Below are 13,842 nucleotides of genomic sequence, written 5' to 3'. Positions count from 1 at the left end.
CTCATCGCTAAAGCTCTACGGAACCCCCAGACTATCTGGGGGTTTTCTCATACAAGAAAAAGATTTGCTAGCACATATGCTTACAAATCTTATTTTACGTTTATGCTTTGGATGTTGTCTGTAATGCTTTTTCTTTACCAAATTTTAAATCTGCTTCCTTTACATTTGCTACAGCTGCAATGCTTCTGTTTTTAATAAGTACCTTCCAAACCGCAATGCTCAATACCATATCCACACAACTATGAACAATGGTTCCTACCCCTACTAATCCCATGACCATATACATAAAGTCAACCGTAGGATCACCAACATAAATAGGCAATACAATAGCAACCTCAAAGATACCGTGAAGAAGTGCTACCCCCAACATATACAACAGGCTCTTCCAAACATTATTTAAGGTTTCTGGATGCTTCTTTAAATAATAGGCACCAGCGAAAGCCCATACCACATGACTGAAAGCACGTAAAACAACCGGCATAGGAAAGCCATACAGCAAAAAGCCTAACGTTGTTCCACAAGCGGTAGCAACAGCGACAAATGGTGAAACAAACATTGCAATCATGATTGCAACATGGCTTGCCAGGGTAAAAGACATTGGCTCTAAAATGACTTTAATTGGTGAGATGATTGGTATCAAAATACCTACGGCAATCAATAGTGCCGATAACACCATTGTATGAATTTTATTACTTTGACTCATTTTCATTTCCTCCCAAATCTTGTTTACATGTGTCAAGACACATGTTATGACTATTATACTCCTGATGTTTAATTTGTCAAAGTCTTTTTCGCTTTTTCTTACATCCTAAAGGAAAACCTCTCTCATATTTCCATACGCCGATACCTAACCCATACGACTTGCTATCAATAAAGAGGAATCATAGAGTATACAATAGCACATGTAGGACAATCCCTGCTTCTTTTCACCAAAAGGTGCTTTTATCCATCAACCATAAGAAAAAAGACGATACACTGCGTATCGCCTGATTCATAAATATAGAAACAAATAAATGCCCAACCAGTGTAGGATGGCACCGCCTAACACGAATAGATGCCAAATAAAATGACTTCCTTTCCCATGTTTCGCAAAAGGAATCATCCCAATGGTATACACAATGCCACCGCCTAAGATCATCCAAAGCAGGTTTTGATTGTCTTTCCACAAACCGGGCAGAAACACCAAACCACTCCAACCAATCACAAAATATAACGTAAAATGTAACGCCGGCCACTTACCGGGTCCGAAAATAAGGATCATAATGATACCAAACAGGATGAGCAGCCACTGTATGATAAAAAAGCTAATTCCTAACGCATCGCCGCGATACACAAGTAAGATCGGCGCAAAGGTTCCTCCGATCAATAAATAAATGGAGGTGTAATCAAAACGTCGCCACAGATGTTTCACTTTTGATTCACTCTTAAAAGAATGGTATAGGCAGCTCATCAACATCATAAGAAACATACTAATGCCATAAATCAAAGCAGCCACGCATTTATTCATCGTATCCGCCTTTATCAGTAACATCACCATAGCGATAAGAGCAAATAAAGCGCCTGCCCCATGCGTGATGGCATTTCCTACCTCTTCCAAGATACTAAGCTTGGGTGGTTTATTTTTTTCGTAGAGCTGTTGTTTACGCTCTTCCTTTGTGAGCAAAGATTGCTTTTTCAAAATATCCCTTCTTACCGTTCAAGTATAGCACAAATTTAAGAACTTGTCTTATCGTGCATGCTTTCTTCTCTTATAGATATATGCGACACTTCCAACCAGAATGATGCCGGCGAACACATATCCATAAGGTTGGCCATTTGGTGTTTGAAGCGTATAAGAAGGATGGGGCAGTATGGTGATATCCTCACAGGAAATAGTTTGTATATTTCCCGCAGCATCTTCTGCGTACACATTCACCTGCTGAGGCAAAGAACTTTGATAAAGCATAAACGTATACATATCTTCCTTCTTTTCATACGCAAGTGCTTTTCCATTTACAAGAATTGTCACTTTCTTCAGCTGCATATTATCGCGTATGAATACCTGAACCTTACGCTTGTTTGCATCATAGCGTGTATGTGCATTAAGATTCATAAAATCAATTTGCGGTGCATTTTGATCCATCATAAACTTTACGATGGCATGTTTTGTATAAGCCGTATTATCATTTGCATTGCCCGCAGCATCCTTTGATAATAAATATACTTGATAACGGCCATTCTTTTGAAATAGCTTTTTAGGCAAATGATACGTATATTGATACCAATTGCCTTTGTTTTTCACAACCGTATATTCTTCTTTCTTTAGCTTTTGCACACTGCCATTCACACTAAGAAACACCTGTTGTTCAAGTAAGCGCGTAACATTGCTTTCTGTTATTTCAATAGCAAATGGATGACGATAATAAGCATTGGAAACCTTTGGCAGCTCATAGACAGAGCCAAAGCGATTCACACTGAATGTCAGTGTTTTTTCACTCTGATTTCCAGCACGATCTTTTGCCTTTACAGATACTGTATAAATACCATCAAATGTACGCTGAAAGGGGATGGAGGAAAATTGATATCGTAATTGTTTTCCCTGTTCTTTTACCTGATAAGCCAGCTTAGTCTTTGTTTGATTGGCACAAGTCAATGACACAGATACCAAATGTCGGTCAATAGCGGCATCGCGACAGATAATTACTGGCTTTACCATACCTTGGTAAGCTGTATTGGCGGTAACTCCCATGATTTCAATCTGAGGTTTTTGTGTATCAATAGTAAATGGCAAGATGGATATACTTTCACTTTTCTGCCCTGCTTTATCTTCTGCTTGCACCTGTAATTCATAAGTGCCATCTACGACAAAATCCAAATGAGTAAAATATCCATCTTTTCCTTTCTTCCATGGGGTTGGTTTAGGGAATTGCAGAAGTCTTTCTTGCTGTTTTGCGACTCCGTCTATCTTCATGCGTGCCGCATCAAAATGTGTCTCATCCACCTGAATGGTAATCCGTTGAGGCTGATGAAAAAATCCTTTTGTATTTCCACTATCCAAACGATCAATGGTTACTAGAGGTGGTTTGGTGTCAATCGTGAAGATGGTGTGTTGCTTTTTTGATGCCAGTTTTCCTGCATCATATGCCTGTAAAGCAAGCGCATAGGTTCCATCCTTTTGAAAAGAAAGTCTTGCTTCATAAATATCCTTAGATACTTTTTGCCAATGCAGATCCATTTGGATTTGCTTATGATCTTTTTGTATGTTAAGATCTACACCTTTTTCGATAAAGTTTTGTTCCTGTATTTGTAGGATCGCCGTCCGCTTTGTAAAATAACCGTTATCTGCACCTTCCTCTTTCTGATCTTCAAACAACAGGTTTACATTAGGAGCCATTGTATCCTTACAAAACGAAATGTGTACTGTATCTGTGCGATTGTGCCAATCCATCAGCACGACTTCCAACGTTGAATGATTACCTTTGGATGTGACAGCGATATCTGTTTCTAAAGAGGTAATAAGATTATGATTGACACCGGTAATATGAAAACTTTGTTCATCCTGTTTCAGCTTTTGATCTATCTGATATGCCTGTTTTGGCTGTAAATCACATAGGAGCTGATGCGTGTTTTCTTCATCGCCAAGCAAACGCCACGACACTTTTTGAATACCACTGTCTTTATCCTGCATTCGCAAATGAATGGTAATCGGCGCGGATTTTGTATATAAAGGCAAGCCTTCTATATCTTGATAAGGGGTATGGGGCAACTGATAAGAAAGATGTGGGTTAAGCTGATGACGTATGACAATTCCTTGGCTATGCACATACGCCTGGTGATTGCTTGCTTTGGAAGAATGATGACAATAATCTTGCGTCATCGCATACAGCCAGCCGCTAAAACCATCATCTAGTGGTATTGACAATCCTCCATGATCATCTGTTACATCCTTATGTATGTCACTTTTTACGCCCATAGCATCTATGGTATACCATTGAATAAAGGCAATACCACTGCTGGCTTCCCCATCCAGTGCTTGCACATAAACCGATAAAGGCTCCTCATAAAAAAGTTCTAATTGTGTTTTTGCTACCGGCTTATGCGTTTGTCCCTGTAAACGAAAAAAGGCAATGGTAGGGCGCTGATCATCTACATAACACGTATAACTTGTTTTGCTTATATTCCCCGCATGATCACTTCCTTCTACATAAAAGAAACAGGCGCCGTCTTTACGATATTGTAAAGGAATATCCGAAGTGCTAACCTTCATATGAAATTCCTCTTTGCGTTCATCATCCCATTGTTGTTTCTTCAAAAGATGATGTTGTTTGGTATAAATGCGCACCTCATAAATTCCTGAGAGTGTATCTGTTCCTTGTATGGTAATCGGGACATGTTGATCTAGCCATATCACATCTTTATTCGCATATTGATGAGCAGTCGTAAGATCAGCACTTATATGCAACTGCATTGCCTGCTTTTCTAACAGGATATCATTGTGCGCAGCCTTTATATTAGAATTCTCTCTAGAAATTGGGATAACATCACTGCAATTGCCAACGGCATCTTCCAAGCTAAAAGAAATTGTCCCCTGCGCTTTTACCATTTCCTTTGGCAGTCGTACGACAAATACAGCATCTTCTTTCTGGGGATGCTGCGCAAAGTTAAGACAATCATTTTCAATTGGCAGTCCATCACTAAACAATGTCACCTTTGCGATGCCACTTCCCTCATCCATGATCGGAATGCGTATTGCAAACTCCTTCGCAAAACATGTTTGAAATAAAGTCGTGTGGGGCCGTCTGCCATCTCCATGAGGATCATAGAGGGTTATCTTTTCCCCACTGATAAGAGTAGGTATTGTTGTATCTATGTTTTGGACCTTCACCTCATAAGGTGCACTGAGATTTCCTTGCTCATCCTTGGCATAAAAGACATAGCGTCCATTGTTTACGATTGTAAAAACCGCTTCTTTTTGGAAGGGGCCTCCTTTTTCACCATAGGTTAGCTCTTGTGAAGTATTGCTATCATCAATCGCCGTTAGGCTAATAAGAATGGGATCTTTACTAAATTGGTAAGTGGATAAGGCTGCCTTCGTAATGATAGGTGCTTGCTTATCTTTTAGCTGTAAGACATTCTTTTCCTTATGATATACATAATCGAGCTTATCCTTTTGTAAACATATGGAAAAACGGTTCATTGTTTCTTCTTGCTCATCATGATGGATAAAAACCAAAACTTCCATACCTTTTTCCATTGCTGCATCATGGATAGGAAAAACAACCTTTCCATCCTCATTACTTAGCTGTGTAAAGGTCTGCAATGTTTCCTCTTCTTCATATTGCAATGTCACCTTTTGCTTCACGATTGGATCCTTTGTTTCATAATTCTTCCAAAGCTGAATGGTGAAACAAGGAGTTTCTTCATGTGCCTTCAAAAATGAGGTAGCACCACATACTACCATACCCATTACCAATATAACCAACCATCCATACCTTTTTCTCATGACATTTTCACCTTTCTTACTTACTCTTTTCATAAGGATACCTTACCCTCACGCTCTTCTCTTTTCCCTTCTTCTATATCTTCCTTTTGTACAACTGGCAGAATACAGGTTTGCGCAAGTGCATTGCACTTTTGCTCATCCTTTGTCAGCATCGTCGTTTCCAAACATATACGTCTTTGCTCTTTGTCTGATGTGTCCGTTTGTTTCATAAACGCTTGATGATAATGTTCATCTTGTGTTTTTTTCCAAGTCTGCTGATTAGGCATTCGCCAATAAACCTGTTCCTTTTTCCTTTTCCTTTGTTGGGACAGCTGTCGTTTCATCTTCCAGCCACTAAGTTGTGATAGTGCCGTATACACAGCCCAATGATGACATAGCCAAACAAACAACAGACATCCCATGATGCCTAACATCATACAGCCATCATGCAGTCTTTCCCATCGTTCCATCCTGTTTCTCCTTTTGACATGCCACATGTATTCGTGACGTCCCTTCTTCACACATTCGTAAGATCTCTGCTTTCAGCGCTTTTGTCTTAGGTGTGGTAGTATTTAATTGCATCACCTCTTCCTTGATTGTTTTCATTCTGAATAGCATCCTCTCTTCGCTGATGCCATCACGATGTAATCCTCTAGCATAATTCACTAATAAACAGACAAACATACGATCACTTTCCAACTCGACGATTTCTGCCGGTGCTTTCATTTGATGCTGCTGATACAGGTGTTCCATATCTTGATAACACCTTTGATACATACCGGCATCTTCCACCTCTTCCATACGCAGCGTAATCGTCTGATGAAATTTTGCAATATTGCCATATGCTTGCGCCAATGCATATGCCTGCGTTTTCACATGTGTATGTACCTTTGAAAACCAAAAGTAGGCTGCCTTCATACGTGATATAGATGGTTGTGCCTCCTGTTTTGTTTCGTAATAATACCAATACAACTTGCCAATCTGAAAACACAATTCTTCATAGAAAACATCTTCATGAGAAATATAAGGCTGTATGTTTCGTTTGAAATCAACCTCTTCCAAGAAAGTAAAACAACCATCCTGTGCATAGATTGCTACTACCTGCATATAGGCTTCTTTACGATGTGGCAACTCTTTCACCGCCTGATACAATTTCTGCTTTTGTTTATCCTCCCTTTTTTCCTGTAAAGCTGCTTCAAGCAAACCTTCATATGCCTGCGCATGCAATAGATGAGCATACGCATTTGCCCAAACACCACCCCCAAAACACAGCATGCAAAACAAAAGACATATACCCGTTAAACGCAAATGCAGCTTTTGTTTATGACGATAGTGCGTATCATATTCCTGTATATGAGAGAGCGCATATTGCACCTGTAAAATCGAAGCATATCGATTTTTTGGTTCTAATTCCATGCATTTTTGCATGATGTTTTGTAATCCGCTGGAGATTGTATCTGGCAAAGCTTGCATCTCCTTATGTAAAGGGGAACGTCCACAGGCCATATGATATAAAGTTGCCCCTAAAGAATAAATATCACTGCGACAATCACTTTGTTGGTCAATAGAAAACTGTTCAGGTGAAGCATACCCTTGCGTACCTAAGACGGTTGTATCTCGATCATTGTTAATTTGATAACGACGTGCAATTCCAAAATCAATCAGACACAGCTCTCCCTTTGGTTTTACCATAATATTACCGGGTTTTAGATCTCGATAAATAATGGGCGGTGACTGTTGATGAAGATATGCTAAGATATCGCATAATGCCACCCCCCATGCAATTATTCTAGCTTGTGGCGGTGGTCCATAATCGCGTATCATGGTTTCCATCGTTTCCCCTTCGATATAATCCATGACGATGCAAACTTCCTCACTTGTTTCAACAATATCAACAATGCGCGGTAAACCGGGATGATCAAGTTCTTTTAATAGATCCGCTTCTTTTGTCCAAGCCTGCATAAGGATGGAAGAAGAACTATGAGTTCTCTTCATCACCTTAATTGCCCACATCTTATGAATGTGCAAATCCATAGCCAAGTACACTATTGACATACCGCCTTTACCGATTTCTTTTAAAATTTCATACTTATTAGCTAAACGCATCCCTTCTTTCATACCTTACACCTCTTTCTTACAAACTCCCCTTGCATATGTATATACGACATGACATCATAAAAAGCGTAAAAAAGGCCAAAAAAAAACGCGAGTTTTTATTCGCGTTGTCCTTTCTCTTCCTTTTTGATAAAAAGCAATTGTTCCTCATAAGCGTCTTATTAGCTATCGTTTATATAAAAATCCTTTTTCATCCAAACGCTGAATAATGCGTGTATAGACTTCTTCACTTGGACATTGCAGTGTATGCAAATGTAAACCATTGGTCAGATTTGATAATGGTTTTGCCCTATTTTCACAAACATTTTTATAAAACTGCTGAGCATCATAGCGAGAGGCAATATGTAACTGCCCGGATAATTGCCCATAAATCGGATGTTCGACAATTACATCAACTAGTGTTCCCCCTAAATCAATGATCGTATAGATTTCATCCATCATCTGTTCAGCCGTATGATCTACGGCAATCGTCTTTCTAATGCCACTGGCTTCTTTAACATCACATACATAACCACGCGGTGTTGCTATGATATGATGCCCTGCTGCTCTAAGCAAAGCCACATCACCGACGATGATCTGACGCGATACATGAGCAAGTGTTGCCAACGCGCTAGCTGAAACCGGTTTTTCACTTTGCTTAATATGTGTCAGAATAAGCTTTCTGCGTTCACTGGATTCCATACATCTTCCTCCTTTTCATGATGCAAAGATAAATTTTTGAATTGCTTCTGCGACAGCATCTTCATTACAATTCGCCTTGGTAACATAATCACTGATAGCTTGAATCTCTGCTACGGCATTGGCCACCGCAACTGCCACACCAGCATCCTTCAACATCGCATAATCATTCAGATTATCTCCGATTGCCATAGTATCTTCGATAGCAATTCCCAGATGTGCAGCTAATTCTCTCAAGCCCAATCCTTTATCAACACCAATGGCATTTAATTCTAAATAGCGATTACTGGAATATGATACACTGACTTTATCCTTTGTAATGGGTTTCATCTGTTTTGCTATTTGTTGTAAATATGTCATATCCGTATTTTGAAATAAGATTTTCGCAATTGGTGTATCCTTTAAAAACGCCAACGATGTCTCTTCACAAATAATACTATCCGGCTTAAACATAAACAGCCACTTCTTTTCATCTTCATTTAAATGGAAGGCATAAACATCTTTATCCGTAAACACTTGAATACAGACATTAGCTTCATAACCAAATTGAAACAGTTCACAAGCCAAAGCAAAAGGCAATGCGTGAAATTGTAACTTCTGATAATCTTTTGCAGTGCATAGGATTCCACCATTGTTACTGATGATATAGGCATCTTCTTGATCACGTAATGCTAAGGTGTCTAACACATCATCAATACAAGTATAACCGCGTCCGGTAGCAGGTACAAAGAGTACACCATATTCATCCTTTGCCCGTTGTATTGCTATCCGATTTTTCTCGGATATTTTCTTATCGCTGTTTAACAGCGTTTCATCTAAATCACATGCGATCAATTTGATCATCGTCATTCCTCCCATTTTCTATTCCCTATTATAGCACATATCCTTATGACTCTACACAAAGGGCATGCTCTTGCATCCATCTTGCGACGCCATCCTCCTCATTGCTGCCTATGACACCATCGCTTTGTTGTTTCAGTTCCTCAATAGCATTGTCAACGGCATAAGCTTCATCTGCAACCTGAAACATCGGCAAATCATTTATGGCATCACCAAAGCAGACCACATGATCAAAGCCACCAAGTTCCTTTAATTTTAAAATAGCATTCGCTTTACTAGCGGTCGCCGGCATCACTTCCAGCCAATATTCTTCTCTGCCTAGTTCTCTTTGAAAAGTAATAGTAAATGTATCTAAGGCACATAGCTGTTCGTAAATAGGTTGTAAGGCTTCTTTGTCATTGATGAAGGTCACATAGAAACTATCCCCATCCAACAGCTGTTGTGCGGATACGATTGATCGAAAGCGTTTATCATCCATACGACTGTTTCGATAATGCCAACCCCCGGGATGCAAAGTGTCCGGCAGATAGGATACACGTTCTACGCCATTGATATACGCATAGACAAAAGGATACTGCCGGTAGGCATCACCAATTCGCAAAATTTGTTCCAGCTGTTGCTTTGTAAATTCCTGCTGTGCAAGGATATGGTGATCCTTCGCATCCAATACATATACACCATTATATACAATTAGTGGAAGTTTCAGCTGTAAGCCTTTTGTGACCTTGGCTGCTGAATGTAAGGATCGTGCCGTGGCAAACGTAAATGCTACCCCTTTTTTGATTAATGTGTTTAAAATAGATAAACTCTGTTCACTGATCGAACTGTTTTCATTTAACAACGTACCATCCAAATCACTCACATATAAGACTTTCATCTTGATCTCCTGTTCTTTCTTAGCAATTAAATTCTACATTCTGCTTATAGTATAGCATTATTATATTCTCCTTGTTCAAGGAAAAATTGCAAACTTTCCTATTTCATAGTATCATAACACAGAAAAAGAAAATAGCAGGAGGACACATGAACTTACAGGCACATACCATCACCCTTACCTTACAAGAAGATACCTTACAAATATCGATTGCTTTACCACATCAACATTGGCAAAGCATTCAACAAGCCCCTTATCTCTTATATCATCAAAAAAAGCTTGCTTTTACACAAGCGACACAGATTCATCATTCTTACTGTCAAGTAGGCTTAGCAAAAGGTATTTTAAGTGATTATCAGGGCTTTTTCAATACAGATCTTCATTTTCAGACCTTGATACTTATTTCTTTATCATCCGAAATCACCTTTCACTTCCTTCCCATTAAAGATGAAGGAGTAACGGAAGTTTTTTGGCCTATGCCTTTTACATTTGATAAGGCAAGCAAGGATTGGTATACACTGCTTCCTTTACAACAGGGTTTACTGTTGCCAAATACATGGAAGAAAGAAGTATGTCAGTTACCTTTTGATGGAGCCTTTTGTTCCAGCAGTGCTTATATGCCCTGGCTTTCGCAGATTAAAGAAAACATGGGATATTTACTTATCAACGATACACCATGGGATAGTGCTTATCAAATACAGCATCCTGCACATGGTCCCTATACGCATGTTTCCATTCGCTGGCTGAGCAGTCTTGGCAAGTTGTCCTATCGCCGCAGCTTACGCATGCAGTTCTATGAACATTGTGATCATAACACCATCGCAAAGGCCTATCGCAAGGATGCCATCGCTCGCGGTTTACTTGTCACATTAAAGGAAAAAAGTATTCAACAGCCTTCCCTTGATGAATTGATTGGCGCATGTTTTCTGCATAAAGGCATACAAACACATGTCCAGCCACAATCCCGTTTTTATGATGCGAAAAAGCCGGATCGTTATGAATCCTTAACAACCTTTGCAACACGCCGACAAGAAATGATCGAATGGAAGCAGCTTGGCGTAAATAAATTATATCTGCATCTGGATGGCTGGGGCGTAGAAGGCTATGACAATGCGCATCCTTCTATATTGCCTCCCTGTGAAAAAGCCGGTGGTTGGGATGGCTTGCAAGCCTTATGCCAACAGATGAAACAGCTGCATTATGTATTCGGATTGCATGATCAATATCGTGATCATTACCATCTGGGAAAGGAATATGATCCACAAAATAGTGTGCAATTACCAGACGGCAGTATCCCTTCGCATGCCTATTGGGCCGGAGGTGAACAGGATTACTTATGTGCTAGTCTGGCAAGCTCCTATGTAAAACGCAATTATGAAGCGTTATTTGCTCATGGCATTTATCCGGATGCGGTGTATTTAGATGTCTTCACCTGTAATGAACCAGATGAATGTGCTCATCCTATGCATCGTATGACACGTCGAGAATGCTTAGCGTATCGCAATGCTTGCTTTGCCTGGTTGTTGTCTAAGCATATTTTGACCAGTAGTGAAGAGGTCAATGAATGGGCCTTGCCTTATCAAATTTTTGCTCATTATGGACCCTATCATTTTATGATGCATTCTCCTAAAGAAGAGCGCATTGGAATCGGCGTTCCTTTGTTTAACTTAGTTTATCATGACTGTGTCTTATTGCCTTGGCCAATGGATGTTTACCTGGATGGCGAAGATCTCATGCTGTATGCCTTATTAAACGGCGGTGCGCCGTATTTAGAAAAGGATGGTGCTTATCCTAATACAGATGGTGTATTTGATAACGAATATAAAAGCTTAACCAAGCAAGAGAAACAAGAGCGCTCTGCCATCGTAAGTACTTTTCATACACTTGTCGCCAAGGAAGAGATGGTCTCACATGAATTTTTAGATCACGATTATAAGTGTCAAAAAACGCGCTTTGCGAATGGTTGTGAAGTTACGATTGATTTGCGTAATAATAGCTATACGCTTTCTGTTCCCGCAATGGATGATGCTAACCTTTCCAATATTTAAATGGAAATTTCCAAAAAGTAGATCCTGTATCAGTACTACTACAGAAAACTTTTTTGAAAAGACCAAATGATCTTACCCTAATTACATAGTAATGAAAAGACTTCTAGACAAGTTGCACGTGTGAGAAGTCTTTTTTTTACTATGCTTTATCTTCTTTTCTACGATCTATAAATTAAACATAAGATGGTATTCTATACGCCCTTTTTTGCCATTATCAAAAAACGCTCTTTCACCTTCTTCTGCATCCGACCAGTAAAAATCCATCTTCCAAATTAAAACAGTAAAACTTTATCTTCATCTGTATCAAACAGCAAAAAAGATTTCTTATGGAAGACTACCTAGCCAACATAAAAGAAATCTTTTAACCTATGTAATTATTATTAAGCAAGTTTCATTATAGCTACATCAGCTTTAATTTATCCCAAAGCCCCAATATAAAGATAAACACGACAATGACAGGTAAAAGATAGCTGATATACCAACGCATGTTCTTTGGAAAAGGCAATCCTTCCCCCGCATTTGCCTCTTGCAGGAAATTTTTCCATCCCCAGCCAAAGCTGCGCGTACAAAAGAAGACAAATACCAAAGAACCAAGTGGCATAATAACATTTGATACTAAGAAATCCAACAGATCTAAAACGGCACTTCCTTCTCCAAAAGGTTGAAAACCGGATAAGACACTAAAGCCAATAGCACAAGGAATACTGCCCACAATCAGAATTAAGATATTTAATAAGACACTTTTCTTTCTGGTCCAGGCGAACAAATCCATGGAGAAAGAAACGATATTTTCAAATACGGCGATGATGGTCGATAAAGCCGCAAAGTTCATAAAGATGAAAAATAAAGTTCCCCACAACTGTCCATTGTCCATCACATTAAAAATATTAGGTAGTGTCACAAAAACCAAGCCGGGACCACTATCCGCAGCTACACCAAATGCCATACAGGCTGGAAAGATAATAAGCCCTGCCATGATAGCCACAAAGGTATCCAATGCCATCACTCGCACTCCTTCGCCGGTTAAAGAATGCTGTTTATCGATATAGCTGCCAAAAATAGCCATGCCTCCCATACCGATGCTTAAGGTGAAAAAGGCTTGCCCCATCGCCGCATAAATTGCATCAAACAAACCGTTTTGCAACAGCTTATCAAAATCAGGGACTAAATAAAAGGTTACACCTTCCATAGCATTCGTAAGACTCAGGGCTTTACCAACCAATAGCAACATAACGCCCAACAATAACCCCATCATTACCTTCGTAATCTTTTCTACCCCTTTTTGTAATCCCAGTGCACAAATACCACAACCAATCAGCACCACCAGAATCATCCAAAAGACAGAAGCCAAAGGATCTTGTTGTAATGTTTGAAAAGCTTCTTTTACTTGTTGTGTTGTTGCGCCATGAAATTCACCGCTCGCCATCTTGACGAAATATGCCAGCATCCATCCAGCAATCGTCGTATAGAACATTACTAATAAATAATTCCCCAGCATTGCCACATAAGAAAAGATATGCCATTTTTGTTTCGGTTTCTCTAAAATATGAAAACTGCGGGCAACACTTTTTCCTGATCCTCTCCCTACGGCATATTCCATGACGATAATAGGAAGTCCTAATATAATAAGGAAGAATAAGTATACCAACACAAAAGCTCCACCGCCATATTTTCCTACCATATAAGGAAAACGCCAAATATTACCTAATCCAATTGCACATCCCGCGGATAAAAAGATAAATCCCAAGCGGGAGGATAATTTTTCTCGTTTTGCGTCCATAAAGTTCAAGCTCCTTAATTTTTACACAAGTGCTTCCATTGTATAA

10 protein-coding genes are annotated in these 13,842 nt (G+C 39.5%); 1 reads left to right on the top strand and 9 read right to left on the bottom strand.

Translation table 11 applies throughout. The annotated features are described in order from the left end of the window. Positions 1–100 precede the first annotated feature (100 nt). The 8 genes from LI241_RS13210 to LI241_RS13175 form a co-directional block, all read right to left on the bottom strand. Positions 101–703: a hypothetical protein gene (locus tag LI241_RS13210; RefSeq protein ID WP_008686953.1), complete on the bottom strand. Its 603-nt coding sequence runs from the start codon at positions 701–703 to the stop codon at positions 101–103. Between the two features lie 288 nt (positions 704–991). Further along, positions 992–1,678: a hemolysin III family protein gene (locus LI241_RS13205; protein WP_008686952.1), complete on the bottom strand. Its 687-nt coding sequence runs from the start codon at positions 1,676–1,678 to the stop codon at positions 992–994. A gap of 48 nt (positions 1,679–1,726) precedes the next feature. Then, positions 1,727–5,482, bottom strand: a complete 3,756-nt coding sequence (locus LI241_RS13200; RefSeq protein WP_226896760.1) for an Ig-like domain-containing protein — start codon at positions 5,480–5,482, stop codon at positions 1,727–1,729. 29 nt (positions 5,483–5,511) lie between these two features. Further along, a complete protein-coding gene (locus LI241_RS13195) occupies positions 5,512–5,931 on the bottom strand; it encodes a hypothetical protein (protein ID WP_008686948.1) in 420 nt (139 codons plus the stop codon). Further along, the gene (locus LI241_RS13190) at positions 5,906–7,579 is read right to left on the bottom strand and encodes a serine/threonine-protein kinase (RefSeq protein WP_008686946.1); all 1,674 of its coding nucleotides are present in this window, start codon (positions 7,577–7,579) and stop codon (positions 5,906–5,908) included. The genes LI241_RS13195 and LI241_RS13190 overlap by 26 nt, the downstream gene beginning before the upstream one ends. Before the next feature lie 162 nt (positions 7,580–7,741). Beyond that, positions 7,742–8,257 (bottom strand): transcription repressor NadR, encoded by a 516-nt coding sequence (locus tag LI241_RS13185; RefSeq protein ID WP_008686944.1) that lies wholly within the window; start codon positions 8,255–8,257, stop codon positions 7,742–7,744. 15 nt (positions 8,258–8,272) lie between these two features. Continuing rightward, entirely contained in the window at positions 8,273–9,097 is an 825-nt protein-coding gene (locus LI241_RS13180) for an HAD family hydrolase (protein WP_008686942.1), read from the bottom strand. A 43-nt stretch (positions 9,098–9,140) separates the two neighbouring features. Beyond that, positions 9,141–9,971: a Cof-type HAD-IIB family hydrolase gene (locus LI241_RS13175; RefSeq protein ID WP_008686941.1), complete on the bottom strand. Its 831-nt coding sequence runs from the start codon at positions 9,969–9,971 to the stop codon at positions 9,141–9,143. A gap of 146 nt (positions 9,972–10,117) precedes the next feature. Between LI241_RS13175 and LI241_RS13170 the strand changes: the two genes are divergently transcribed. After that, positions 10,118–12,016: a DUF5696 domain-containing protein gene (locus tag LI241_RS13170; RefSeq protein WP_008686938.1), complete on the top strand. Its 1,899-nt coding sequence runs from the start codon at positions 10,118–10,120 to the stop codon at positions 12,014–12,016. A 400-nt stretch (positions 12,017–12,416) separates the two neighbouring features. Here LI241_RS13170 and LI241_RS13165 read toward each other — a convergent pair whose 3' ends face one another. Then, positions 12,417–13,796 (bottom strand): sodium-dependent transporter, encoded by a 1,380-nt coding sequence (locus LI241_RS13165; RefSeq protein WP_008686936.1) that lies wholly within the window; start codon positions 13,794–13,796, stop codon positions 12,417–12,419. Positions 13,797–13,842: the final 46 nt, after the last annotated feature.

It is taken from the genome of Longicatena sp. 210702-DFI.1.196 (assembly GCF_020563125.1).
Classification (GTDB): Bacteria; Bacillota_I; Bacilli_A; order Erysipelotrichales; family Erysipelotrichaceae; genus Longicatena; species Longicatena caecimuris.
This window is presented reverse-complemented; position numbering and strand designations above follow the sequence as displayed.